General features: G+C 63.8%; 26 protein-coding genes and 1 tRNA gene. 18 read left to right on the top strand and 9 right to left on the bottom strand.

Annotated features, from left to right (window positions below; all coding sequences use genetic code 11):
- Window positions 1-6 precede the first annotated feature (6 nt).
- From NKI88_RS26320 to NKI88_RS26305, 4 genes are all read left to right on the top strand, one after another.
- Window positions 7-1,866, top strand: a complete 1,860-nt coding sequence (locus NKI88_RS26320; RefSeq protein ID WP_023681221.1) for an ABC transporter ATP-binding protein — start codon at window positions 7-9, stop codon at window positions 1,864-1,866.
- Window positions 1,863-2,684 carry a 4-hydroxy-tetrahydrodipicolinate reductase gene (gene dapB / locus NKI88_RS26315; RefSeq protein ID WP_023726737.1) on the top strand — a complete coding sequence of 274 codons (822 nt, stop codon included), beginning with the start codon at window positions 1,863-1,865 and terminating at the stop codon, window positions 2,682-2,684. Before NKI88_RS26320 ends, dapB begins: the two co-directional genes overlap by 4 nt.
- A gap of 27 nt (window positions 2,685-2,711) precedes the next feature.
- The gene (locus tag NKI88_RS26310) at window positions 2,712-3,332 is read left to right on the top strand and encodes a 2,3-bisphosphoglycerate-dependent phosphoglycerate mutase (RefSeq protein WP_352658319.1); all 621 of its coding nucleotides are present in this window, start codon (window positions 2,712-2,714) and stop codon (window positions 3,330-3,332) included.
- A 299-nt stretch (window positions 3,333-3,631) separates the two neighbouring features.
- Window positions 3,632-3,716 (top strand) — tRNA-Leu (locus NKI88_RS26305).
- Window positions 3,717-3,817: 101 nt separating this feature from the next.
- Here the strand turns inward: NKI88_RS26305 and NKI88_RS26300 are convergent.
- From NKI88_RS26300 to NKI88_RS26290, 3 genes are all read right to left on the bottom strand, one after another.
- Entirely contained in the window at window positions 3,818-4,162 is a 345-nt protein-coding gene (locus NKI88_RS26300) for a low affinity iron permease family protein (RefSeq protein ID WP_023672069.1), read from the bottom strand.
- Between the two features lie 200 nt (window positions 4,163-4,362).
- Complete coding sequence (locus NKI88_RS26295) at window positions 4,363-4,671, bottom strand: DUF1236 domain-containing protein (RefSeq protein ID WP_023672071.1); 309 nt, start codon at window positions 4,669-4,671, stop codon at window positions 4,363-4,365.
- 48 nt (window positions 4,672-4,719) lie between these two features.
- Complete coding sequence (locus tag NKI88_RS26290) at window positions 4,720-4,950, bottom strand: hypothetical protein (RefSeq protein ID WP_033001362.1); 231 nt, start codon at window positions 4,948-4,950, stop codon at window positions 4,720-4,722.
- A 206-nt stretch (window positions 4,951-5,156) separates the two neighbouring features.
- Here NKI88_RS26290 and NKI88_RS26285 point away from each other — a divergent pair, with 206 nt between their 5' ends.
- From NKI88_RS26285 to NKI88_RS26260, 6 genes are all read left to right on the top strand, one after another.
- Window positions 5,157-5,456 carry a DUF1236 domain-containing protein gene (locus NKI88_RS26285; RefSeq protein ID WP_023698077.1) on the top strand — a complete coding sequence of 100 codons (300 nt, stop codon included), beginning with the start codon at window positions 5,157-5,159 and terminating at the stop codon, window positions 5,454-5,456.
- Between the two features lie 74 nt (window positions 5,457-5,530).
- Window positions 5,531-5,737: a hypothetical protein gene (locus NKI88_RS26280; RefSeq protein ID WP_023698078.1), complete on the top strand. Its 207-nt coding sequence runs from the start codon at window positions 5,531-5,533 to the stop codon at window positions 5,735-5,737.
- A gap of 17 nt (window positions 5,738-5,754) precedes the next feature.
- Entirely contained in the window at window positions 5,755-6,024 is a 270-nt protein-coding gene (locus NKI88_RS26275) for a hypothetical protein (RefSeq protein WP_156933261.1), read from the top strand.
- 602 nt (window positions 6,025-6,626) lie between these two features.
- The gene (locus NKI88_RS26270) at window positions 6,627-9,770 is read left to right on the top strand and encodes an amino acid permease (RefSeq protein ID WP_352658317.1); all 3,144 of its coding nucleotides are present in this window, start codon (window positions 6,627-6,629) and stop codon (window positions 9,768-9,770) included.
- Between the two features lie 234 nt (window positions 9,771-10,004).
- Complete coding sequence (locus NKI88_RS26265; RefSeq protein ID WP_023745894.1) at window positions 10,005-11,672, top strand: FAD-dependent oxidoreductase; 1,668 nt, start codon at window positions 10,005-10,007, stop codon at window positions 11,670-11,672.
- The gene (locus NKI88_RS26260) at window positions 11,672-11,977 is read left to right on the top strand and encodes a UBP-type zinc finger domain-containing protein (RefSeq protein ID WP_023698083.1); all 306 of its coding nucleotides are present in this window, start codon (window positions 11,672-11,674) and stop codon (window positions 11,975-11,977) included. The genes NKI88_RS26265 and NKI88_RS26260 overlap by 1 nt, the downstream gene beginning before the upstream one ends.
- 39 nt (window positions 11,978-12,016) lie before the next feature.
- Here NKI88_RS26260 and NKI88_RS26255 read toward each other — a convergent pair whose 3' ends face one another.
- From NKI88_RS26255 to NKI88_RS26230, 6 genes are all read right to left on the bottom strand, one after another.
- Window positions 12,017-12,208, bottom strand: coding sequence for a hypothetical protein (locus NKI88_RS26255; protein WP_196814852.1), 192 nt, complete (start codon window positions 12,206-12,208; stop codon window positions 12,017-12,019).
- 132 nt (window positions 12,209-12,340) lie between these two features.
- Window positions 12,341-13,522 carry a trans-sulfuration enzyme family protein gene (locus NKI88_RS26250; RefSeq protein ID WP_023745895.1) on the bottom strand — a complete coding sequence of 394 codons (1,182 nt, stop codon included), beginning with the start codon at window positions 13,520-13,522 and terminating at the stop codon, window positions 12,341-12,343.
- Window positions 13,519-14,952: a pyridoxal-phosphate dependent enzyme gene (locus tag NKI88_RS26245; protein ID WP_023745896.1), complete on the bottom strand. Its 1,434-nt coding sequence runs from the start codon at window positions 14,950-14,952 to the stop codon at window positions 13,519-13,521. Before NKI88_RS26245 ends, NKI88_RS26250 begins: the two co-directional genes overlap by 4 nt.
- Window positions 14,953-15,179: 227 nt before the next feature.
- On the bottom strand, window positions 15,180-16,547 hold the full coding sequence (locus tag NKI88_RS26240) for an FAD/NAD(P)-binding protein (protein WP_023672083.1): 1,368 nt from the start codon (window positions 16,545-16,547) through the stop codon (window positions 15,180-15,182).
- Window positions 16,548-16,563: 16 nt separating this feature from the next.
- Window positions 16,564-17,040: an RrF2 family transcriptional regulator gene (locus tag NKI88_RS26235; RefSeq protein WP_023672084.1), complete on the bottom strand. Its 477-nt coding sequence runs from the start codon at window positions 17,038-17,040 to the stop codon at window positions 16,564-16,566.
- 414 nt (window positions 17,041-17,454) lie between these two features.
- Window positions 17,455-17,616, bottom strand: coding sequence for a hypothetical protein (locus tag NKI88_RS26230; protein ID WP_023706948.1), 162 nt, complete (start codon window positions 17,614-17,616; stop codon window positions 17,455-17,457).
- 232 nt (window positions 17,617-17,848) lie between these two features.
- Between NKI88_RS26230 and tauA the strand changes: the two genes are divergently transcribed.
- The 8 genes from tauA (at window position 17,849) to NKI88_RS26190 (ending at window position 24,907) form a co-directional block, all read left to right on the top strand.
- Window positions 17,849-18,862 (top strand): taurine ABC transporter substrate-binding protein, encoded by a 1,014-nt coding sequence (tauA, locus tag NKI88_RS26225; RefSeq protein WP_023672086.1) that lies wholly within the window; start codon window positions 17,849-17,851, stop codon window positions 18,860-18,862.
- Window positions 18,863-19,023: 161 nt separating this feature from the next.
- Window positions 19,024-19,815, top strand: coding sequence for a taurine ABC transporter ATP-binding protein (locus NKI88_RS26220; RefSeq protein WP_352658314.1), 792 nt, complete (start codon window positions 19,024-19,026; stop codon window positions 19,813-19,815).
- A complete protein-coding gene (locus NKI88_RS26215) occupies window positions 19,812-20,672 on the top strand; it encodes an ABC transporter permease subunit (RefSeq protein ID WP_352658312.1) in 861 nt (286 codons plus the stop codon). Before NKI88_RS26220 ends, NKI88_RS26215 begins: the two co-directional genes overlap by 4 nt.
- Before the next feature lie 81 nt (window positions 20,673-20,753).
- Complete coding sequence (locus NKI88_RS26210) at window positions 20,754-20,936, top strand: hypothetical protein (RefSeq protein WP_023672089.1); 183 nt, start codon at window positions 20,754-20,756, stop codon at window positions 20,934-20,936.
- Window positions 20,937-21,130: 194 nt separating this feature from the next.
- The gene (locus NKI88_RS26205) at window positions 21,131-22,084 is read left to right on the top strand and encodes a sulfonate ABC transporter substrate-binding protein (RefSeq protein ID WP_352658310.1); all 954 of its coding nucleotides are present in this window, start codon (window positions 21,131-21,133) and stop codon (window positions 22,082-22,084) included.
- A gap of 69 nt (window positions 22,085-22,153) precedes the next feature.
- Entirely contained in the window at window positions 22,154-23,323 is a 1,170-nt protein-coding gene (ssuD, locus tag NKI88_RS26200) for an FMNH2-dependent alkanesulfonate monooxygenase (RefSeq protein WP_352543766.1), read from the top strand.
- Window positions 23,320-24,096 carry an ABC transporter permease subunit gene (locus NKI88_RS26195; RefSeq protein WP_023706945.1) on the top strand — a complete coding sequence of 259 codons (777 nt, stop codon included), beginning with the start codon at window positions 23,320-23,322 and terminating at the stop codon, window positions 24,094-24,096. The genes ssuD and NKI88_RS26195 overlap by 4 nt, the downstream gene beginning before the upstream one ends.
- A 7-nt stretch (window positions 24,097-24,103) precedes the next feature.
- Window positions 24,104-24,907 carry an ATP-binding cassette domain-containing protein gene (locus tag NKI88_RS26190; protein ID WP_023714416.1) on the top strand — a complete coding sequence of 268 codons (804 nt, stop codon included), beginning with the start codon at window positions 24,104-24,106 and terminating at the stop codon, window positions 24,905-24,907.
- The last annotated feature ends 339 nt before the right edge of the window (window positions 24,908-25,246 follow it).

Raw genomic sequence — 25,246 nt, 5'->3', positions numbered from 1 at the left:
CGCGATTTGACCGCTCAAAGTCCACTCAAACTGAAAGTCCAGCCAGCTGAGGTCACTGCGGTGCTGCGCCGCATCCTGGCCGAAAACGGTAGTGAATATCGCTGGACCTATGTCGTTGCCGTCGGCTGCCTGCTGATTGTTTCCGCCACCACCGCCTTCACGGCGTGGATCATGGCCCCGATGATCAACGAGATCTTCTACGAACGACGCGGCGACATGATCGTCTGGATCTGCGCCGGGTTCATGGCCGCCTCCGTGCTGCGCGGCTTCGCCGGTTACGGCCAGGCGGTCGCGTTGGCCAAGATCGGCAACAATCTGGTCGCCCGCTACCAGAAGCGCAGCTTCGACCACCTGATGAAGCTCGGCGTCGACTTCTTCAACGATACGCGTTCCGGTCGGCTGGCGGCACAGGTCAACGAGAATGTCGGCGGCGTTCGCGATCTGCTGTCGCTGACGCTGACCTCCATCAGCCGCGACGCGGTCTCGCTGATCGCCCTCGTCGGCGTCATGATCTACCAGGATCCGGTGTTGTCGCTCAGCTCGCTGCTGATCGGGCCGCCGCTGATCTGGGCCGTCGTCTACATCACCCGCCGATTGCGGCGCATCAACCGGGAATCGGTGCTGATCAACTCGCGGCTGAACGGGTCCGTACAGGAGGCCACGCAAGGCATCGCCATCGTCAAGGCCTTCACCCTGGAAGCCGAGCTGGCGCGCCGGATCGGCATCATGGCCGATACGGCCGAGCAACGTAACAACAAGATCGCCCGGGTCGCGGAGCGGCTGTCGCCGATTTCCGAGATTTTGGGCGGTCTCGCCATTACCTCCGTCCTTGCCTATTCCGGCTACCGGGCGCTGGTGCTCGGACAACCACCAGGCGCGGTGTTTTCCTTCATCACCGCGCTGATCATGGCCTACGATCCGGCACGGCGCCTGGCTCGTACGCAGGTCGGTATGGAACGTGCCCTGGTCAACGCCCGGATGATTTACGAGCTGCTCGACCTGGAGCCTAAACAGGGCGATGCGCCCGACGCGGTCGAAGCCAGGATCACCACCGGCGAGGTTCGCTTCGACAATGTGACGTTCGGCTACAGCGCCGACATGCCGGTGATCAGGAACCTGAGTTTCACCGCCGCGGCCGGCAAGGTTACGGCGGTGGTCGGGGCCTCGGGTGCCGGCAAGACGACGCTCGTGGCGCTGCTGCAGCGCTTCTACGATGTCGACAAGGGTTCGATCGAGATCGATGGCCAGGACATTTCCAAAGTCACCAAGCACTCGCTGCGCGGCTCGATCGCCTATGTCTCGCAGGCGCCCTATCTGTTCGAAGGCAGCATACGCGACAACATCCGTTTTGGCCGACTTTCGGCGACCGACGCCGAGATCGAGCGGGCGGCGGTGCTGGCGGCGGCCGACGAGTTCATCCGTCAGCAGCCGCAGGGCTACGACACGCCCGTCGGCGAGGGCGGCTCGACACTTTCCGGCGGCCAGCGCCAGCGCGTCTCGATTGCGCGGGCGATCGTGCGCAACGCGCCGATCCTTTTGCTCGACGAAGCGACCTCGGCGCTCGACAACGAGGCCGAGGCGCGCGTCCAGGAGGCGCTGACCCATGTGATGGAAGGGCGCACCACCATCGTGATAGCGCATCGCCTGTCGACGGTCGTCAACGCCGACCACATTATCGTGCTTGAAGAGGGGCGCCTGGTCGAGGAAGGCACCCATGCCGCACTGATGGCCGATCCAAACAGTGTCTACGCCCGCTTCCACCGCATTCAAGGCAAGAACGGACTGGGGCTTGTCGACGACTCGAAGCCCGTCCAAACTCCGGTCCGGCGCAGCCGCGCCAAGAAGGCGGTGGGGAGAACAGCATGAGCGAATCCAGCGAAATGGGCCTGGTGGTGGTGGGGGCGGCCGGCCGCATGGGCCAGACGCTGATCCGCGCCATCCATTCGATCCCCGGCGCCCGCGTCGTCGGCGCGGTCGAACGAACCGGATCGCCCTATCTCGGCAGGGATGCGGGCGAGCTTGCCGGCATCGGCATCATCAATGTGACGATCGGCGACGATCCGCTGCCGGTGTTCGCCAAGGCCGACGGCGTGCTCGATTTCACCATGCCGGCAGCCACCGTCGAATTCGCAGGCTATGCCGCGCAGGCACGCATTGCCCATGTCATCGGCACCACCGGCTGCTCGGCGGAAGACGACGCCAGGATCGAGGCCGCGGCGCGCCACGCGACGATCGTCAAATCCGGCAATATGAGCCTCGGCGTCAATCTTCTGGCGGTGCTGGTCGAGCAGGCCGCGCGCGCGCTCGGTCCAGAGGATTTCGACATCGAGATCCTCGAAATGCATCACAAGCACAAGGTCGACGCGCCCTCGGGCACCGCCTTGCTGCTCGGCGAAGCGGCGGCGGCGGGACGCGGCATTTCCCTTGCCGGCAACGATGTGCGGTCACGCGACGGCCATACCGGCGTGCGCAAGCCAGGAACGATCGGCTTTGCCAGCTTGCGCGGTGGCTCGGTGGTCGGCGACCACAGCGTCATCCTGGCCGGGACCGGCGAGCGCATCACGCTGTCGCACCATGCCGAGGACCGCGCCATCTTTGCCCGCGGCGCGGTCAAGGCCGCGCTCTGGGCGCGCGGTAAAAAGCCCGGACTTTATTCCATGCGGGACGTGCTCGGCTTGAGCTAAACTATCCATAATTTTGAAGGAGCAAACATGTCGGGAACTCTCGTGCTCGTGCGCCACGGCCAGAGCGAATGGAACCTGAAGAACCTGTTCACCGGCTGGCGCGATGTCGACCTTACCGAGCAGGGCCACAAGGAGGCCAAGGAAGCCGGCCAGAAGCTCAAGGCACGCGGCTTGAAATTCGACCTTGCCTTCACCTCGGCGCTGATCCGGGCGCAGAAGACCTGCCAGCACATTCTCGACGCGGTCGGCCAGAGCGATTTGAAGACGATCCGCGACCAGGCGCTGAACGAGCGCGACTATGGCGATCTCTCCGGCCTCAACAAGGACGACGCGCGCCAGAAGTGGGGCGAGGAGCAGGTGCACATCTGGCGCCGCTCCTACGACGTGCCGCCGCCCGGCGGCGAAAGCCTGAAGGACACCGGCGCCCGCGTCTGGCCCTATTACCTGCACGACATGCAGTCGCATGTTCTGAAAGGCGGCACCGTGCTGGTCGCCGCGCATGGCAATTCGCTGCGCGCGCTGATCATGGCGCTGGACGGCAAGAGCGGCGAGGAGATCGTCAAGCTCGAGCTCGGCACCGGCGTGCCGGTGATCTACGAGCTCAACGCCGATTCCACCGTGGCGTCGAAGGACGTGCTGGAGGGGTGAGGTTTTCGGCCAACTCATTCGCCGAGTCGGCGCTGCCCCTCATTGCCCTGCCGGGCAGTTCTCCCGGTGTAGTGACGGGGAGAAAGGGCTGGCCGCAGCCTCGGCGCTCTTCGTGTGACGCAGGTGACCGGCGAAAATCATCGATGAGAGCGCCCCTCTCCCCGTCACTGTACGGGGAGAGGATGCCGGCAGGCAGGTGAGGGGCGGCGCTGACCCCCGGGAAACTAAGCCGGCAGGCAGCGGCCCTCGAAAAAGCGCGTTGACACATATCGTTTGCCCGCTTACATGAGCCCGCACCAGCCCAGATGGCGGAATTGGTAGACGCGCACGGTTCAGGTCCGTGTTCCGCAAGGAGTGGAGGTTCGAGTCCTCTTCTGGGCACCAAATTCCCGTTTCGGATAAGTCCGAAATGATTTAGACGCGAAGCAAAAAAGCCCGGTTTCCGGGCTTTTTTGTTGATGGATGACAGATAGTCCAGCGGAGGGTCAATGCGGCGGGCGAACCGCTTTCATTGCTTCTTCTTCGAGTGTCTGGAGCTTCTCCCGAATCTCCTCCGGCTCGGCATGCTCCAAGCCGACGACATCGTTTCTGGTCTCATTCAGCGAAACGATAATCTCATCAAGCTTGGCGTGGATGGCGGCCGTGTCGCGGTAACCCTGGATCAGCACAACGCCGGTGATCACGATGGCCGCTACCGACAATGCGTAGGTGACCACATTGGTCAGGCCGAATGGCACCAACGCAGTACAGAGCAGCATGGCTACAAGAAGGACATAGAAGCCCGGTGGCCGGGATAGAAAGTCGCCCATCACAAAGAGGAAGCGGTTCATATCCAGGCCGCGGTCAAAAATGCCACGAGTGCGGTGACGGCTACGCAAATTGGAATTGCTGCGAGTAAGGCAGCTTCCAGGACCCAAGTTTCCTTGTCGCTAAACATCAGACATCCTCCCGTTCAGAAAACGGCTGCCCGTAGAGCCTTCACAGCGCAGCCAAAGCCCGCCCCGCCTGATCGGCGCGGCGGGCTCGCGCGTTACTCGATGATCTGCACGACCTTGCGCGTGTCGGGATCGACGAGAACCGCATGATCTCCGACAACCGTATACTTGTAGCGGACATCCGGAACGTCGATTGCGTGGAGCTCGACAGTGTCGGGAAGTGCCGTGCCGACGTTGAGTTCGACGCCGAGCAAACTGACTGATGCCAGCTTCTGCTTATGGATATATTCGCGAACGACCGTCTGTTGTTCGGGCTTGAGAACAATAACGTCCTCGGCAAACGAGGTGCCGATGCCCGCCATAAGGACGAGGGCGCCGGCGGCGCTGACGAAATATCTGGTCATGGGAATTTCCTTTTCATAGGTCAGTTCGGAAGCGTGGATACGAGCAGATCAGCCGCCACTCGCAGGGGCTGGGGCAGGTGCCGCAGGCTTTGCGGGTGCAGCCGGAGCTTCCACCTTTGGCGCTTCAACCTTGACGTTGATATCCTTGCCGCCGTCGCCGCGGATATTGATGACGCCGGTAAAAATAAGCAATACTACGACTGCAATAAGTGCAAGAACAACAGCAATCGCAGTGCCGCCCCCACCACCAGAATTAACAACAGTTGGGCCGTCGGCCATGTGTTCCTCTCCTGTTTTATTTAGTTGCATTTGGGAAACGCCTGCCCCGCTTGAACGTTCCGCCTCGGGACTTGGGTCTTAGCTGATATCCGACTTTGGTCTGGTTCGCCGCGGACTGAAGTCATAGGAACAATCTGGCTGATCTCAAGTTCGGTCCCCCGGCGAACAGGCGTGGTGCCGTCGCCGGATTACGCGAGGAGAAAACCATGAAAATCCACTTTGCAAGTGCCGCTGCAGGCTTGTTGCTTTTGGCTGGCGTCGGCGGCGCCGCAGCTCAGGATGTCGTCATCACACCGGAGCAGGATACGGTCGTCCGCGAATATGTGAAAAAGCAGCCGCTGGCTTCGGTGAAGATCCCGGGCGTGGAGCTGAACGTCGGCAGTGCCTTGCCTGATACGGTCGAGCTGCACGAAGTTCCCAACGTCAAATACCGCTATGTCGTGGTCGACAACCGCACCGTCCTGGTCGACCCCGGCACCCGGAAAATTGTGAAGGTCTACGACTGATCGAATAGCTGCAGCCCGCCGCCGACCATGGCGGCGGGCTGCGGATTTAACATTGCGCTCCAGGATGATCGAAGATGATCGATGACGTCGAGACATCGCCAGCCCTCGATGCCCGCCTGGGTTCGCTCAGGGCGAGAATGCGCGATGCGCGCATAACAGAGGCCGACATGAAGACCTTTCAGAAAGTCGCATCCATCATGGTTGGCGGCAGTGGCCGCATCAGCGGCGATGACCTGATTGCAGCTTCGTTCGTCCTCGAGGACCAGCCGGAAGGCTTGTAAGGGCGAAGTACTCACGTGTGCAGGCTCCCGCAACGCTGATCCCAAGTGTTCTGGTGCTGAACACATTCCTGCTGCGGGCCGGCGTCGAAGGCGTGCCCGCTGGCGAGGTCGCGTCGCGCTCAAGCATCGTCCAGAACACCATGTCGCTGCATGTGAAGATACCCGGCCATGCGAGCCGATGCCGGCGCCGTATCAGCGCGGCCGGCAGAACAGGCAGGCCGGTCCAGAGCGTCGCCACGCCTATGGTCACAAATGTCACCGAGGCCAGTTTGGTCCAGATCGGATGATGGTAGCGGGCGATCGCCATCTCGACCGTACGGGCGCCGGCCTGGGAAGGACCCACCAGCGCGCCAAGGCCGACCGCCGCGCCCAGCGTGGTCGGCGCGCTGTTTGCCCTGCAACGCGGGGCTATGCGGCATGCTCGCACAAGTTAGCTCCAACTTGAGGCACGGCGTGAAGTCTCGGTGCTTGCCCCCACGATGGCGAGGTACGAAGTCAAAGGCGGTCACGCTCCGCAATCACGAGATTTGTCGATAATAAGCGATATTAGGCTGTATTCGCGACTATTCGATCGCTCTTCCATAGTGGGCGATTAGATAAAATTGGAAATGATATCCCGGATCGGAGGAGATCGAGCCATTCGGACCGGCATCAGCATGATTGAACCGCAGCCACCGGAAGTTGACAGTGATCATCAGCGGGATCGGATTTGGTACGAAGTCTTAATACGTCTCACCTAAGGTCCAACTTTGACTTCGGGAGCGCGACGTTCGACAGACATATCTCCGCAGGTTACATTCGCCAGTCAGACAGCGCTCCGCACTCGAATGGATGTCTCTGAATGCCGGGCCTCACGCCTTCACGACCGCACCCGAGAACCTTGGGATGGATGGGCACGACAGCGCTCGCCATGGGTGGCAGCAATCAAAGCCTGTTTCTGATTGCCGCCCTTTTTGTCGGCCAGGGGAATATTCCCGGTCAAGGAAGCGCTGCGGTTCCTTTGCTGGTTGTTGGTCTGCTTCTAAGCTGGGCCGCCGCGCCTGCGTGGACCGAATTGGTTCTCATGTGGCCAAACCGCGTCGGCGGTATCTCTGCAGCGTGCGCCGAAGCCTTCCGACCTTACAGTCCCGTTCTCTCGGCTCTGACGGGCACCTGCTATTGGTGGGGTTGGGTGCCGACCTGCGGACTGACAGCGGTTCTTTCAGCGTCTGCAATCCAGCAATGGTACCTGCCGGGCCTCCCCGTGGAGGCGGTCGCCTGCGGGCTTATCGCATTCTTTACGGCGGTCAACCTGTGTGGAATCAAGTGGGTGGTCCAACTGGCGATCCCGATCGCCACTGCCTCCGCGACGCTTGCGTTTCTCTCATCCCTCGTCCCGGTCATCAGTGGCTCGGTCGACTGGCGGCAGGCGACGGATTTTGCCCTGACCAGCCCGTTTACCGGCCTGTTCGGCGACATCACGTCGGTGATGGCGGGACTGTACCTGATCGGGTTTGCCGCACCGGCATTTGAGGCTGCAGCCTGCCATGTTGGCGAAACCATCGATCCCAACCGCAACATTCCTCTGGCGATGTGGGCCAGCGCCGCAATGGCCGGCGTCTATTTCCTGGTCCTGCCGGTTGTCTGGCTGGGTGTGCTCGGGCCGGAGCCGCTCGGTACCGACCTCGCCATAGCTCTCGGGCCCACCTTTGCGCCCTTGTTGGGGAGTTTCGGCAAGGCGGCCGCCATCTGGCTCATCATGCTGAACATGTTCCATGGAACGTTGCAGCCATTGGCAGGCGCCGCGCGGACCCTTGCGCAGCTGAGCGAAGACGGCCTGCTGCCGAGCTTCCTGGCCAGGCGCACCTCAACAGATTGTCCCTGGGCGGCAACGCTGCTCACAGCTGCCGCGGCAATCGGCTTCATGCTGTGCGGGTATCCGCTCTGGATGATCGCCGCGGCCAATTTTACGTACCTGATCAGCATCTGCATGCCAAACATCGCAGTCTGGCTCTTGCGCCGTGATAGTCCCGAAGCCGAGCGACCCTTCCGGGCTCCCAGGGGAACGATCATCCTTGGCGTAGGCGCGGCTGCAATATGGCTGTTGACCGCCATACTGGGATTTCAGCAATTTGGCCTTCCTACCGTCCTGTTCGGTCTGGCTTTGGCATATTCGGGTGCTGCGCTCTACGCCTGGCGCACGATGGAGGATCGATACGCACTCGGTCTACCCTTGCTGCCACATACGCTTCACCTGAAGCTTACCGGAGCCATGCTTTTTGTGCTCGTGCTTGACGGTGCCGGCTATTTCCTGGCGATCGGCAGCGTTCCCCAAGGCGACACTTCATTGGTCGCCGCGCTGGAGGACATTTTTGTCGTTGTCGCGCTGCTGACCATCAGCGTTGGCCTGATCTTGCCGGGAATGATCACCCATTCGGCGACCGAGGTGAGCAACGCGGCAAAGCGTCTGACATCCGGAACGCTGAAGGATTTCTCTCTCGCCATGGTCGCCCTGGGGCGGGGAGACCTCGCTGCGGCGCATGCCTCCGTGAATATCATGCCGGTTACGGTAAACTCTCGTGACGAACTTGGAGAGATGGCCGAAAGCTTCAACCTGCTCCAGGACAAGGTGAGGGAAGCCGCCCACGGCCTGGACGACGCGCGCGAGAACATGAACGTAGCGCGCACCGAACTGATGGCACGGCACGAGGAAATCGCGCATCTCGCGCACCACGATCCGCTTACCGGCCTGGCGAACCGAGCCGCGCTTGCAGCACACCTGGCCACGACGCTCGAGCGCGCAAAAGCAACGCACGCCAGCTTTGCCGTCTTCAGCATCGACCTTGACCATTTTAAAGAGGCGAACGACGTTTTCGGGCACGCCGCCGGCGACGATCTGCTTTGCACCATCTCCCGGCGTCTCCAAACCGCGGCGCCTGAGGCGTTTATCGCGCGCATGGGCGGCGACGAGTTCACGGTTGTCCTGACCATGGATGACCGGTCCGCGAGTGCCAAGGATGTTGCGGACCGTCTGTTCGAATCGGCGGCAGGCAAATTCGAAATCCGGGGCCAGCACATTTCGATCGGGGTGAGCATCGGCGCGGCGATCTATCCGAAAGACGGAGAGAATGCCGCGGCGCTGATGGCAAATGCCGACGCAGCGCTCTACCGGGCCAAGGCGGACGGTCGTCGAATGGTGCAATTCTTCGATCCTGAGATGGATAGGCGGCTAAGAGAGCGCTACGCCTTGCAGCGAGATTTGCGCTCTGCGGTCGCCCATGGCGAACTTGTGCTTCATTATCAGCCGCAAGCCAGGATGGACGGCGAAATCTTTGGTTTCGAGGCACTCGCCCGATGGCACCATCCAAAGCATGGGCTCATCTCCCCAAACGCGTTTGTCTCGCTTGCCGAACAGGATGGCACGATCGTTGAGATAGGTGAATGGACGCTCAGGCAGGCGTGCAGAGACGCGGCCTCCTGGCCCTCACCGCTGCAGATCGCCGTCAACCTCTCTCCCGTGCAATTCCGTTTCGGGGACCTGGTAGGCCTCGTTCATTCTATCCTCTACGAGACCGGCCTTGCTCCGGGGCGGCTGGAACTGGAAATCACGGAAGGGGTTCTCATCCGCGACCGGGCAACTGCCTTGTCGGTTTTGCGGAGGTTGAAGGCGTTGGGCGTCAGGGTCTCGATGGATGATTTTGGCACCGGGTATGCCTCACTGTCCTCGCTGCAGGCGTTTCCATTCGACAAGATCAAGATCGATCGCAGTTTTGTTTCGGGTGTCGGTTCGAATGTCCAATCGGCCGCCATCGTGCGCACGATACTCAGCCTGGGGAATGCGCTGGCCTTGCCTGTCATCGCGGAGGGTGTCGAAACAGAGGACGAGCGTGCCTTCCTGATGAGGGAAGGATGTCCCGAAATCCAAGGATATCTGGTGGGGCGCCCGCATCCGATAGCGCTCTACAAAGATGTGACGAATGGGCTTTCGCCGGGATCTGCCTTCGGGGAGCCCGAGGATACCACCGCACCCCAGGCGCTTGGCGTAACGCGATAGCCGCGGCGCCGTTCGTCGGCGCGCTGCTCCTGCAACACACCGGTGAGCGAGGACTGCCGACGGTACTGCTCGGGCTCGCCCTTATAAAGGTCGCACTGGTCGGCGCGCTGTTTGCCTTGCAGCGCGGGGCCATGCGAAGCATCCGAACCAGTTGGCGCGGGAGCCACCTCCCCTTCCGGCCAGTCCTCCAACAAACCACTTCAAACCCGGCCGTCTCGGCGCTACGTTCTACCTATGGCCCCACCCACCCAGCCGATCACCGTCACCCGCCGCGACCAGATGTTTCCCATCCTGGGCGACGCCGATATCGAGCGCATGCGCCGGTTCGGCGAGGCGAGTTCCTATGCCGCCGGCGAGCACATCGTCACCGCCGGCACTGTGGCGCCGGGGCTGATCGTCATCCTGTCGGGCACGGCCGATATCACCCAGGATGTCAGGCCCGGCCGGCGCGAGACCATCGTCACCCATGGCCCAGGCAATTTCATCGGCGAGCTGGCGCAGCTTTCCAGCCGGCCGTCGCTGGTCAATGCGGAGGCGGCCGAGCCGGTCGAGGCCTTCGTCATCCCCTCGCAGCGGCTGCGCGACCTGATGGTGCAGGAGGCAAGCCTTGGCGAGCGGATCATGCGGGCGCTGATCCTGCGCCGCGTCGGGCTCCTGGAAAGTGGCAGCAGCGGACCGATCGTCGTAGGCCCGGCCGGCAATGGCGACACGCTGCGGCTGCAGGGGTTTCTGCGCCGCAGCGGCCAGCCGCACCGCGCGCTCGATTCCGACAGCGACCCGTGCGCCAAGACGCTGATTGAGCATTTTCATGTTGACCCGCACCATCTGCCGATCGTGCTCTGCCCCAACGGCAAGCTGATGCACAATCCCGGCGAAACCGAACTTGCCCGCTGCATCGGCCTGCTGCGGCCGATCGATCCCGACATGGTCTATGACGTCGCCATTGTCGGCGCCGGGCCGGCGGGGCTGGCGGCCGCGGTCTATGCGGCATCCGAAGGGCTGTCGACCATCGTGCTCGATTGCCGCGCCTTCGGCGGCCAGGCCGGCGCCTCCGCGCGCATCGAGAACTATCTGGGTTTCCCCACCGGCATTTCCGGCATGGCGCTGATGGCGCGCGCCTACAACCAGGCGCAGAAATTCGGCGTCGAAATAGTCATCCCCGACGAGGCCAAGCTGCTCGGTGCAGCAGGCGAGGGCTACACGCTCGCCGTCGGCGACGGTGAAAGCCTGCGCGCGCGCACGGTGGTGATCGCCAGCGGCGCCCGCTACCGCCGCCTCGACATCGCCAAGCTGGCCGAGTTCGAGGGCACGTCGGTGCATTACTGGGCCTCGCCGATCGAGGCGCGGCTATGCACAGGGCAAGAAGTGGCGCTGGTCGGCGCCGGCAATTCGGCGGGGCAGGCGGCGGTCTATCTCGCCAGCCAGGTCCGCAAGGTGACGATGCTGGCGCGCCGCGGCGGCCTCAGGGAAACCATGTCGCGCTATCTGGTCGAGCGTATCGAGGCGCAACCGAACATCGAGGTGCTTGGCGAGACAGAGATCAAGGCGCTGGAAGGCGAAGGCGGCAATCTCACCCAGTTGCGCTGGCGCAACCCCGGCGGCGTCGAGACGCGCCCGATCCAGCATCTCTTCCTGTTCATCGGCGCCGACCCCAACACCGATTGGCTGGCTGGGTGCGATATCGCGCTCGACGCCAGGGGTTTCGTGCGCACCGGCGCCGACATAGGGGCGGGCCAGATGGAGACCAGCCGCAGCGGCGTGTTCGCCATCGGCGACGTGCGCGCAGGCTCGGTCAAGCGGGTCGCCGCCGCCGTCGGCGAAGGCGCCCAGGTGGTGGCTGCCTTGCACGCCTATCTCGCGCGACCCGACGCAGCAGCGCCCGAACTGGCCAGGAGAGCATAATGGATGAATGCAAACACACGCGCGACATCAAGACTGTGACGCCGAGCGCGCTCGGTTGCGAGGAGTGCCTGAAGAGCGGCTCGATGTGGGTGCATCTCAGGCTCTGCCGTACCTGCGGCCATGTCGGCTGCTGCGACGACTCGCCCAACCGCCACGCCACCAAGCATTTCCACGCCACCAAGCATCCGGTCATCGAAGGCTACGACCCGCCGGAAGGCTGGGCCTGGTGCTTTGTCGACGAGGCGTTCATCGACCTGGAAGGCGACGTGACGCCGCAGAACGGCCCGATCCCGAAGTTTTTCTGAGGCGGCCGTTCCCGGGCAGGCAAGCCGACGGCCGTGCCGCTATTTCACCGAGCCCGTAACCGTGCGGTCGAGGGCGTCGGAACTGTGGTCGTTGCCGGCAAGAGCGGCAATGATCAGAAGGCTGGCGACGACCGGGACAAACAGGATGGCCACGCGGGCCTGCACATAAAAAATGGCGCGCCATTCGCTGCGCTTTTCCGGGTTGTTGTCCATCACACTCACTCTCGCCATGCCTCCCCGGGGCGGGACATAGCGGCGAAGAGTTAAGCAAAAGCTGCTGAATGTGTTAACGCGCGGCGGATTGGGATTTAATCTCGACGGTCAGCGCCGCCCCTCATTGTCATCGGTACGCATCCGGTACGCCTACCCCCGCAGCGCCTGGTCCAGGTCGGCGATCAGATCATCGCCATCCTCTATCCCCGCCGACAACCGCACCAGCGAATCCGAAATGCCGATTTCCGCGCGCTTTTCCGCCGGGATCGAGCCGTGCGTCATCAGCGCCGGGTGTTCGATCAGGCTTTCGACGCCGCCGAGGCTTTCAGCCAGCGTGAACAGTTGCGTCCGTTCGAGGAAGCGTTTGGTGCCGGCGAGGTCGCGGTCGAGGTCGACCGAGATCATCCCACCGAAAGCATGCATCTGTTGGACGGCGATGGCGTGCTGCGGATGGCTGGCCAGGCCGGGATAGACGACGCGGCGCACATCTTTTCGCGCCTCCAGCCACTGCGCAATCTTCAGGCCGTTCGTGGAATGCCGCTCCATCCTGAGCGCCAGTGTCTTGATGCCGCGCAGCGCCAGAAAACTGTCGAACGGGCCCGATATGGCGCCGATGGCGTTCTGCAGGAATTTCAGCTGGGCGGCGAGATCCTTGTTGTCGCCGACGATGGCGACGCCGCCGACCATGTCGGAATGGCCGTTGAGATACTTTGTCGTCGAATGGACGACGATGTCGATGCCGAGCTCCAGCGGCCGCTGGATGTAGGGGCTGCAGAACGTGTTGTCGGCTACCGTCAAAACGCCCTTGCGCCTGGCGAGTGCCGCAACGCCTTCGAGGTCGACGATACGCAGCAGCGGATTGGTCGGAGTTTCGACCCAGAGCAGTTTTGTCTCCGGGCGAATCGCTGCTTCCACCGCCGCCAGATCGGTGAAGTCCACAAAACTCACCTGCAGATTGGCCGAGCGCCTGCGCACCCGCTCCATCAGCCGGAACGAGCCGCCATAGATGTCGTCGGTTGCAACGATATGGGCGCCGCTGTCGAGCAGCTCGAGCACGGTCGAGATCGCCGCCAGGCCGGAAGCGAATGCAAAGGCGGCCGAGCCGCTTTCGAGATCGGCCACCGCGCGCTCGAAGGCAAAGCGGGTCGGGTTTTGGCTGCGGGCATACTCAAACCCCTTGTGCACGCCGGGCGACTGCTGGCCATAGGTCGAGGTCGCGTAGATCGGCACCATCACCGCGCCGGTCAGCGGGTCATGGCTCTGGCCGCCATGGATGGTGCGCGTGGAAAAAGCCAGGCGGTTCTTGCCCGATGGGGATGTTTCAGCAGTCATCGTGCGCGCCTCAAATGGTTGATCAGGTCGATACGGGTTATCAGGCCGACGAACTCGTCGCCATCGAAGATGATGGCGACCTCGTTGCGGTCGAACACCGGCAGCAGCGCATCCAGCGTCTGATTGGCCTGCAGCGTGTGCAGATTGGAGGTCATGGCGGTGCGCACCGGGGCGTTGAAGCGGTCCCAGCGGCCGTCATAGGGGCCGTCGACCTTGGCCAAGATGTCGCCCTCATCGATAATGCCGACCAGCTTGCCATTGTCCAGCACCGGCAGCTGCGAGACATCGGAGCGGCGCATGCGGCCATAGGCGTTGAGCAGGCTTTCGTCGGGGCCGACATAAACGGTGTCGCCGGTGCGGTGCGAGCGCATGACGAGGTCGCGCAGATCGCCATGCTGTTCCTGTTCGGCCAGCCCCTGCTCGGCCAGCCAGAAATCGTCGAACACCTTGGACAGATATTTGTTGCCGCTGTCGCAGACGAAGGTGACGACGCGTTTTGCTGTCGTCTGCTCGCGGCAATAGCGAAGCGCGGCCGACAGCAGCGTGCCGGAAGACGAGCCGGCGAGAATGCCTTCCTTGGAAAGCAGGTCCCGCACGGCCAGCATGCTCTGCTTGTCTGGAATGGAATAGGCTTTCCTGACCAGCGACAGATCGGCATTGGGCGGCACGAAATCCTCGCCGATGCCTTCGACGGTCCAGCTGCCAGCCTCTTCCATCTTGCCGGTCTTGATCAGCGGCGCCAGCACCGATCCGACGGGATCGGCCAGCACCATTTCGGTCTTCGGCGATGTTCTGGCGAAGTAGCGACCAAGCCCGGTCAGCGTGCCGCCGGAGCCGACGCCGACGACCACGGCGTCGAGGTCGCCATCGAGCTGGGCAAGGATTTCCGGTCCGGTGGTGGTCTCATGCGCCTCGGGGTTGGCCGGGTTGGCGAACTGGTTGGCGTAGAAGGCGCCGGGCGTTTCCGATGCGATCTTCTCGGCCATGTCCTGGTAATATTCGGCATGGCCCTTGCCGACATCGGAGCGCGTCATGCGCACTTCGGCGCCGAGCGCGCGCAGATGCTGAATCTTTTCGCGCGACATCTTGTCGGGCACGACGAGGATGATGCGGTAGCCCTTGGGGATGCCGACCTGGGCGAGGCCGAGGCCGGTATTCCCGGCGGTCGCCTCGACGATGGTGCCGCCGCGCTTGAGCTTGCCTTCCTTCTCGGCCGCGGAAATCATAGACAGCGCAATGCGGTCCTTGATCGAGCCGCCTGGATTCTGGCTTTCGAGCTTGATGAACAGCCGGCACTTGCCGGTGTCGAATTTGGTCAGTTCGACCACCGGCGTCTGGCCGATGAGGTCGAGCACCGAGGCGTAGGGCGGACGCAGGCGGGATAACGCGCCGTCCGAACTGCCTGGCGCAGCTTTTCCGTGCTCGCTCATATCGATGTGCTCCCTTGAACAAGCGACCGCCTCGGGGGCAGAGCGGCAGCGTAGCTTCTTTTCCGGCCGTTTGCAGTCGGAAAGAAGGTAGATCGTGCCAATCAACCGGCGAGAGGGGGAATGGAATTCCAGTTTTAGGCCGGCTTTGGACTCAAGCCCAACACCCTCCGTAGCGATCCTTCCCACCCCCCTCTGAGGGGCGTGCTATCCCGCCGACGTCAACAGCTTTACCCTAGCAGCTGCTTGCTCAGCCTAGCGCATTGCACGCGGATGTCGGGGATGGCGTCGATCTCGAAGAAGGTGCCGCGGGTCAGCGGCCCGACGGCGAGGATCTTGGCCGATGCGGTGCCGTCGCCGGCGATGATTTCGCACTTGGCCGTTACATCGAGGCCAAGCCGCAGCGGGTCGGGCCGCGCCAGGCCGCGGTCGACCAGCGAGCGCACGACGCTGTTCGACGTCGTCGAGATGTCGCGGGCGATGCCGGTGCAATCATAGATGCGGGCGACCTGCAGCGTTTCCAGCGCCTTTGTGTGGCGAGACTGGATGCCGACGGTGAATCCATCGCCAGCCTCGATGCCGACGACACGGCCGGCGACCGGGCGGATGCGGCCGGTGCGCACCGCTTCGGTGACGCGGGCATGCACCTCGGGCGCCAGCCGATGGCGATGGATGTCCCACCAGGCCTTGGTGTGCTCAACGAAGCGGCGCTTGGCCGAGGACGGCCAGTTCTGCCAGATCTTCTGATTGAAGGGTCGCAGCCCATCGACGACGTCGCGCCAGTCGATGCCGGCCTTCTGGTTTTCGCGGATCAGGTCGCGGAACCAGCCGACGAAATAGGAGAGCTGCGTGCCGAGCGGAATGTCGGCGACGTCGAGCTTGATCGGGTTGCCCTTGCGGTGCGGCGACGGCAGCAGGCCGCGCCGCGACACGGCGACGATCTCGCCGCGATGGCCGCGCTGCTCGAGCGACAGGAAGGCATCGACCATGCTGAGCCCGGTGCCCAGCACCAGCACGCGGGCTTCAGGATCGAGCGCTGTGTCGGCCTCGGTGCCCATGCGGATGGCATGACCTTGGCCGGCGCCGGGCTGCTCGTCGTGGCCGGTGGCAAGCACCGCCAGATGCGCGACGACGCTGGTGCCGTTGGCCAGCACCACTTCGACACCGGACGATGTCGGCGAGATCGACAGGCTTTCCTCGCGAATCAGCCTGAGACGGCCGGTTTCCTTTTCGCGCGCTTCGAGTTCGTCGAGCACTTCCTTGAGGTAGCGGGCATAGACGCTGCGCGGTGCATAGAAGGGTGTCTGCGGCGTCTGTTCCTGGCTTATCAGGCCGCGCCCCTGCAACCAGCGCCAGAAATTCAGGGGATCGTCGGCATAGGCGCTCATCCCCGCGGCGCTGACATTCAGCACGTGCGCCGATAAGAGCGTCGAATAGGCGATGCCCTGGCCGAAATGCGGACGCTTTTCGATCAGCGTGACGCGAAGGTCCGGGTTGGGCGACTTCAGCAGATGCGCGGCAAGCACGACGCCGCTGGCGCCGCCGCCGACGATGATGATCGAGCTGCGGATGATCGAATTGGCGCGCGCGACGCTCATGCGAGCACGCTCAGGATCAGGCGGGGACCTTTTGCGCCGGCGCAAGCTCGTCGATGTCCCTCGCGACCGGAAGGTCGTCGAGGACGATGTCGCGCATCTCGGCCAGCGTGCGCTGGTCGAGCACCTCGGCGATCGCCTGCCGGACCTCGAGCATCAGATGTCGGACTTGGCATGTCGCCTCATTGCAGTCTTCACAGCGCTGATACTGGGTGCGGCTGGCGCAGGGGATGGGCGCCAGCGGTCCGTCGAGGACGCGCACGACATGGCCGACCTTGATCTCGTCGGCCGGGCGCGCCAGGCGATAGCCGCCATCCTTGCCCTTGCGGCTCTGGACGAAACCGGCATTGCGCAATTCGCCCAGAATGGCGTCGAGGAATTTCTTCGGGATGTTGTTGCCGCTGGCGATGTCGCCGACGAAGGCGAGCTGTCCCACCGGCAGATGCGCCAGATGGACCAGCGCCTTGAGGCCGTACTTGCCTTTTTTGGTGAGCATAGACCGAATGTTTCTCTGTCAGGCGATGGCCCAAACCATCGGTTGCGAAACGCCTGACGTGCCTCCCCGCCGCGTGCAAGCTGCTTCGACACATAAATTCTACTGACATGATATACAAGCCGAGAAACCTTGATTTTGCTTCGTTTTCACGCCGCAGGGGCCACTTTAGCAAGGCTTTGTGCCGTTACGGTCACAGCCAGCCGCGAGCGATTGCGGCGATGAACGGCGGCTCCTGCTCCCAATGTCGATAAGATTACTATACTTACCCTCGAACACGCGGAACGTGTTTTCAAATCAACCGTCTTTTACAGCATGGATTTGCGCCATTTGGGGCTTTGCCGGGAATTTTGGGTCGCAGCCCGCGGATCGGCGAACATGACTCCCGACAACTCGGGCGCCGCCCTGCGCCCGATATCAGGACGCCGCCTTGCCGCTCTGAGACCGGGCGGCCTTGGCGGCCACCGGCACGCCGCTTGACCGCAGCATCCAGCGGTGGCCGTCGCTGCGGAAGTCGGTGAGGCTCAACGGCTCGACATCGATCCTGCGGCAGGCCGCAAGCGGCGCGCCGAGCACCAAATCAGGCCTCTTCCGTAGCGAGGGTTGGCAGGACCACCAACTCTTCAGCACCTTTGGGGCGCCGTTTGCGTTTGTGCACGGTCCGACACGGGCCGGTCACCGCGCCCGCATCAGCCGTTGGTTTTTTTCTAACAAGTGCTTTTTCCTTGGAACGATTTAACTCTACAAGAATGATAGAATTAGCTGACTATGAACAGGCATCCGGTTTTTCTCATTTTTCATGGAGCCTTTCATGTCCAGCATTTCGCGACGCATTGTCCTCCTGTCGTCGGCAGCTTTGGCGGGTGCGGCCTTCCTCGGCCCGGCCCAGGCGCAGGACCTCAACATCACCATTGGCTACCAAACGGTGGTCGAACCTTCGAAAGTAGCACAGGCCGACGGCGCCTATGAAAAGGCGACCAAGGCAACGATCGACTGGCGTAAGTTCGATTCCGGTGCCGATGTCATCGCCGCCGTCGCATCCGGTTCGGTCGATATCGGCTATGTCGGCTCGAGTCCGCTGGCCGCGGCCGCCAGCCGCGAACTGCCGATCCAGACCATCTTTGTCGTCGGCCTGATCGGCCAGTCCGAGGCGCTGGTCGCCCGCAATGGATCCGGCATCGAGAAGATCGCCGACCTCGCCGGCAAGAAGGTGGCGGTGCCGTTCGTGTCGACCACGCATTACAGCCTGCTTGCCGCGCTGAAGCACGAAAACGTCGACCCGAAGTCGGTCGAAATCCTTAATCTCAGGCCACCGGAAATAGCCGCCGCCTTCGCCCGCGGCGACATAGACGCGGCCTATGTCTGGGATCCGGCGCTCGGCCAGATCAAGACGACAGGCAAGGTGGTGCTGGATTCCTCGCAGGTTGCCGCCTGGGGCGCGCCGACCTTCGACGCCTGGATCGTGCGCACCGACTTCGCCGAAAAGAACCCGGACGCCGTGCGCGATTTCGTCAAGGTGACCGGCGAATCCTATGCCCAGTTCCTGGCCAAGCCCGAGGCATGGTCGGTTTCGTCGCCGGAAGCGGCCAAGATCGCCAAGATCACCGGCGCCAAACTGGAAGAGGTGCCGCAGCTCCTCAAGGGTTACGTCTTCCCGACATTGGAGGAGCAGGCTTCCGACAAATTCCTCGGCGGCGGCACGGTCAAGGCGATGGAGGCAGCTTCGGCCTTCCTCAAGGAGCAGGGCAAGATCGACGCCGTGCTGCCCGACTATTCGAAATACGTGTCGTCGAAATACGTGACCGAGGCTCTGGCCTCGAACTGATCTTCAGTTTTACGCAATTCCGGACGGAAAACCGCTTCACACTTTTCCTGGAATTGCTCTGAACACGCGCGGTTTCCTCTTCCCTGACGCCGCGTGCTGCCTGTCCCGGATCCGCTTAACGAGGGCCGGGGCAGGCTGATTTTCTTCCGGAGCCCCTTTTCATGCCGCATCTCGTACTCCACCCACATCTCGTACTCGACAAGGTCGCGGTTCACTATGACGGCCAGGCAGCGCCGGCGGTCGACCGAGTTTCCATCGATGTCGCCAAGGGCGATTTCGTCGTGCTGGTCGGTCGCTCCGGCTGCGGCAAGACCTCGCTGCTCAATGTCGCCGCCGGCCTGGTCGAGCCCGCGCGCGGAGTCGCCACGATCGGCGGCAGGCCGATCACCGGCCCAGGCTCCGACCGGGCGGTCGTGTTCCAGAACGATGCGCTGTTTCCCTGGCTGACGGCTCGTGAAAACGTCGCCTTTGCGCTCAGGCTGCGCGGCGTGCCGCAAGCCGAGCGGGCGCGCCGCGCCGACCAGTTGCTGGCGCTGGTCAAGCTTGACGGCGTCGGCGACAAACGCATCTGGGAATTGTCCGGCGGCATGCGCCAGCGCGTCGGACTCGCCCGTGCACTCGCCGCCGAACCGGAATTCCTGCTGCTCGACGAACCGCTCGGCGCACTCGATGCGCTGACGCGCGAGCGCATGCAGACGACGCTGCTCGACCTGTGGACCGCAAGCGGGGTTGGCGTGCTGATGGTCACGCATGGCATCGAGGAGGCGCTGGTGCTGGCCACAAGCATCGTCGTGCTCGCGCCGGGACCTGGCCATGTGGTGCGGACATTCGAAACCGGCTTCAGCCGGCGCTATGCCGCAGGCGAGCCGATCCGCGCCATCAAGGCCGATCCAGCCTTTGCCGCGGCGCGCGGCGAGCTGACCGATGCGATCTTCGAAGGAGAGGTGGCATGAGCGTCACCTCCTACAGCGAGCGGCCGGCCACCGGGACCGGCGAGGCCGATGCCATTTCGGTGCCGTGGTCGCGGCCGGTGCGGAAGCGGCGCGGGGTTTCCTCGCGGGCGATCAGCGCCGTCACCATCCTGGCCGTGCTGGCGGCATGGGCGCTGTCTGCGCGCCTGCAACTGGTGTCGCCGGTGTTCTTGCCATCGCCCGTCGCCGTGTGGACCAAGTTCATCGTGGTGATCAAGGACGGCTTCGTCGACGCGACTTTGCTCCAGCATATCGTCGCCAGCCTCGGCCGCGTGTTCGCGGCGCTGGTCGCGGCCATCATCGTCGGCGTGCCCGTCGGTCTCGCCATAGGCATCAGCACCATTGGGCGCGGCATCTTCGATCCGCTGCTCGAATTTTTGCGGCCGATCCCGCCGCTCGCCTATCTGCCGCTGGTCATCATCTGGTTCGGCATCGGCGAGCCGTCAAAGATCCTGGTGATTGCCATTGCCATGCTGGCGCCGGTGGCGCTGTCGACGGCCTCGGGCGTGCGCGGTGTCTCAAAGGAGCGCATCGATGCGGCCCGTTCGCTTGGTGCGACGCAGCGCCAAGTGGTGCGCCATGTCATCCTGCCCAGCGCGCTGCCGTCGATCCTCACCGGCCTGCGCATCGCGCTCGGCGCCGGCTGGTCGACGCTGGTTGCAGCCGAGCTGGTGGCGGCAACGCGCGGCCTCGGCTTCATGATCCAGTCGGCCGCCCAGTTCCTGGTCACCGATGTCGTGGTGATGGGAATAGTGGTGATCGCGACAATAGCCTTCGTGCTGGAATTCATCATCCGCCGGATCGAGCGTCAGCTGGTTCCGTGGGCGGGAAAGGAATGACAACAAGTTTCTGCCGGTTTGACCGGCTGCTTCCCTTCGCAGCACGGCGACCGCCGACCCTGGAACAGAAGGAGTGATGTCATGACCCAGTCCACCGCGGTGCTGTTCGCCCATCTCGGCAACTGGCTGCTCGCCTGGCGGGAGAACTCGTCGTCGCAGCCGCAACCGAAATCGCCGGCCCCGGTGCAACTCGACGCCGAACGCGACCGCCTGCCGCCACGCGACGAGGGATTTTACTGGGCCTGGCAGTATTGGTCGCAGTGAGGTGATTGGCGCTCCTCGCCCCGTGAACGGCGAGAAAGAGGCTTTCGCGACCCGCCCGTAGAAAACAATTCCGTTCCGCCCATTCATCTCGCAAAATGGTTTCTCTACTAAATTTATAGACCCACCTAGCCTTGTCTCTCATCCACGGCAGGGAGCCCTTCCCGGCGCCGGTTCGCAGCGAAGGAAGAGGGATCATGTTCAGCCTGACCAGACGCGTTTTCGGCCTTGGCCTTTTGGCGGCGGGCATTGCTGCCTCGCTCAGTGCCTCGGCGCAGGAGTTGAAGCAGCTCAACATCGGCTATCAGAAGACCGGCCTGCCGGTCATCGCCCGGCAGCAGCAGGTGATCGAGAAGGCGCTGAGCGACAAGGGTGTCGCGGTGAAATGGGTCGAATTCACCGCCGGCCCGCCGCTGGTCGAGGCGCTCAATGTCGGCGCCATCGATGTCGGCTGGACCGGCGACGCACCGCCAATCTTCGGCCAGTCGGCCGGCGCCAACATCGTCTATGCGGCGGCACTGCCGGCCAATGGCGACGGCGAAGCGATCTTCGTCAAGCCGGCATCGCCGATCCAGTCGCTCGCCGACCTCAAGGGAAAGCGCATCGGCGTCGGCAAAGGCACCAGCGCGCACAATCTGCTGGTCGCGGCACTCGAAAAAGCAAACATCCCCTTCGACCAGATCACCCCGGTCTATCTCAGCCCGGCCGATGCCGCGGCGGCTTTCGCCAGCGACCAGATCGATGCCTGGGCGGTCTGGGATCCGTTCTACGCCATCGCCGAGACACGCTACCAGCCGCGCGTGCTGGCGCGCTCCAGCGAGGTGCTGAAGGTGAACACCTATTTCCTCGCCAACAAGGATTTCGCCAAGGCGCATCCGGAGACGATCGCCACGACGATAGCGGCGCTCGGCGTGGCGGCGAAATGGGCGGACGCGAACCGCGACAAGGTTGCCGCGGCGCTGCATGAGGTGACCGGCGTGCCGCTCGATGCACAGACGATCGCGGCCAACCGCACCAAATTCGGCATCTTCCCGATCACCGACGAGATCATCGCCGGCCAGCAGGCGACAGCCGATCGCTTCTACAAGCTCAAGCTGATCCCGAACGCGGTGCGCATCTCCGACGCCGTGTGGACCGCACCGGGCAATTGAACTTTCACGTGTGGCGCCGGGCGGAAAACGCCCGGCGCCTTTGCCGTTTCAAGCTTCAGGGATTTCGCCATGACCGCTTCATCAAGCCCGCAAGCCGGCCCGCTCGATTTCTTCTGGTTCATCCCGACGCATGGCGACGGCTCCTATCTCGGCTCCGAACAGCAGCAGCGGCCGCCGGAGTTCGCTTACTTCAAGGAGATCGCACAGGCCGTCGACCGGCTCGGCTTTCCCGGCGTGCTTTTGCCGACCGGGCAGAATTGCGAGGATTCCTGGATCACCGCTTCCGGACTAGCGGCGCTGACCGAAAAGCTCAAATTCCTGGTGGCGCTGCGGCCCGGCGTGACGCTGCCGACCTTCGCGGCGCGCCAGACCGCGGCGCTCGACCGGCTGAGCAATGGCCGCCTGCTGCTCAACGTCGTGGTCGGCGGCAACCCGACCGAGCTTGCCGGCGACGGTGTCTTCCTGCCGCATGACGAGCGCTATGCCCAGGCGCAGGAGTTCCTAACCATCTGGCGCGCGCTGGTGTCGGGCCAAAGCGTCAATTTCAACGGCAAATATTACCGCGTCGACAATGGCCGCCTCGACCTGTTGCCGAGCCAGGAGCGGCCGCCGCTCTATTTCGGCGGCTCGTCGGATGCGGGCCAGGAGCTCGCCGCCGATCTGGTAGACATGTACCTGACCTGGGGCGAACCGCCGGCACAGGTGGCCGAGAAGCTCAGTGCTGCGCGCAAGAAAGCCGAACGGCGCGGCCGCAAACTGCGTTTCGGCATCAGGCTGCATTTCATCGTGCGCGAGACCGAGGAAGAGGCCTGGCGCGCCGCCGACCGGCTGATCAGCCACGTCACCGATGCCCAGATCGAAAATGCCCAGGCCCGCTTCACCAGGGAGATGGACTCTGTGGGACAGCGGCGCATGGCCGAACTGCATGGCGGCCGCCGCGACAGGCTGGTGGTTTCGCCCAATCTGTGGGCCGGCGTCGGCCTGGTGCGCGGCGGCGCCGGCACAGCTTTGGTCGGCTCGCCCGAGCAGATCGTCGAGCGCATCCGCGAGTATCAGGCGATCGGCATCGACACCATCATCGGCTCCGGCTACCCGCATCTCGAGGAAGCCTACCGCGTCGCCGAGCTTCTGTTCCCGCGTCTCGGCCTGGGCACCAGGCGGGCACGGGCGCATGAGCACATCGCCAATGAATTCGCCGTCGGGTTTCACGGCGCCAACCGCCTTCAGGCGTCGTCATGAGCCTGGCTCAACGGGTCAAACAGAACGGCATCGGCTGGCTGCTGCCGGCGTTGGTCATAATTGGCTGGGAAGCCGCCAGCCGCGCCGGCGTGATGCCGGCCAATGTGCTGCCGGCGCCGAGCGCGGTGGCCGAGGCCTTCTGGCGGCTGACGCTGTCGGGCGAGCTGATACAGAACATCGGCGTCAGCACGCTGCGCGCGCTGGCCGGCTTTGCCATCGGCGGCTCGATCGGCTTTGCACTCGGCCTTGCCAACGGGCTGTCGGCGCTCAGCCGCGGCCTGACCGACACGACGCTACAGATGATCCGCAACATCCCGCATCTGGCGCTGATCCCGCTGGTCATCCTGTGGTTCGGCATCGACGAGGAAGCAAAACTGTTCCTGGTGGCGCTCGGCGTGTTCTTCCCGATCTACGTCAACACGCTGCTCGGCATCCAGAGCGTCGACCCGCATCTGGTCGAGATGGGCCGGGTCTACGGCATGGACCGCCGCGCGTTGTTTTTTCAGGTGATCCTGCCCGGCGCGCTGCCGGCGATCTTCGTCGGCCTGCGCTATGCCTTAGGCATCATGTGGCTGACGCTGATCGTTGCCGAAACCATCTCGGCCAGTTCCGGCCTCGGCTACATGGCCATGCAGGCACGCGAATTCCTGCTGATCGATGTCGTCGTGCTGTCGATCCTGATCTATGCGCTGCTCGGCAAGCTTGCCGACAGCTTCGCCCGCCTGCTCGAGCGGCTGTCGCTCGGCTGGCATCCCGCCTTCCAGAACGCCTGAGGGTTCGATGCCAACCGCCAGCCTGACCGCCATCCGTTCCTTCGTCGCCGCGCCGGAACCGTCACGGCCGGAGGAGGCCGTCGACAGGCAGCGCGCCTTTGCCTTCAAGGGCGTGGAAAAGGGCTTTGGCGACAAGGTCGTGCTCGACGGCATCGATCTCGATGTGCCCGTCGGACAGTTTGTGGCCGTCATCGGCAAGAGCGGCTGCGGCAAGAGCACGCTGTTGCGGCTGCTGGCCGGGCTCGATCGGCCAACCGCTGGATCCCTTACATTCGGGCCGGAGGCGAAGGCCGGCGCCGGCGAAGAGAGCCGCTTCATGTTCCAGGAGCCGCGGCTGTTGCCCTGGGCCAGCGTGGTGAAAAACGTCGAGGTCGGGCTGACCGGGCTTGCCACCGGTGCGGAAGCCAGGCGGTGCGCGCTCGCCATCCTGGGTGAAGTCGGCCTCGCCGACCGCGCCGACGAATGGCCCTCGGTGCTGTCGGGCGGCCAGAAGCAGCGCGTGGCGCTGGCGCGTGCACTGATCGGACAGCCAAAGATTCTGGCGCTCGACGAGCCGCTCGGCGCACTCGATGCGCTGACCCGCATCGAAATGCAGCAGCTTCTGGAACGCATCTGGCTGGAGCAAAAATTCACCGCCGTGCTGGTCACGCATGACGTCGCCGAGGCGGTTGCGCTCGCCGACCGGGTGGTGGTGATCGACGAGGGCCGCATCGCGCTCGATCTCGACGTGTCGGTGGCGCGGCCGCGCCGGCGCGGTTCGGTCGAGCTTGCCAGGCTGGAGGGAAGGATTCTGGATCAGCTGTTCGGGTAGTGCTGTCGCGGGCAGGGCATTCTATCCGAGCCGGATAGATAGGTAACAGAATGGACCGGCAATATGGGGTGGCTGTTTTCTTGCTCGCCGGGTTGGCCCTGTTTGCGACTGCGGATTTGACCAGCGCCTTCCCCCACTCCGTCACCGCTTCGCGGCGCCACCTCTCCCCCTCCGGAGGGAGAGGAAGGGAGCCAGGCCGCATAAGTTCGCGCCCCTGCAAGGCTCGCGCCTTTCCTCTCCCCCGTCGATCGGGGGAGAGGTGGGGGGCGGCGCGCCGCCGGGGGGGGGGGGTCGGGGGGGGGGGGGTGTTGGTGGGGCCGGGCCCCCGCCCGCCGCGCG

This window comes from Mesorhizobium sp. M0317 (genome assembly GCF_040321555.1).
GTDB lineage: Bacteria > Pseudomonadota > Alphaproteobacteria > Rhizobiales > Rhizobiaceae > Mesorhizobium.
This window is presented reverse-complemented; position numbering and strand designations above follow the sequence as displayed.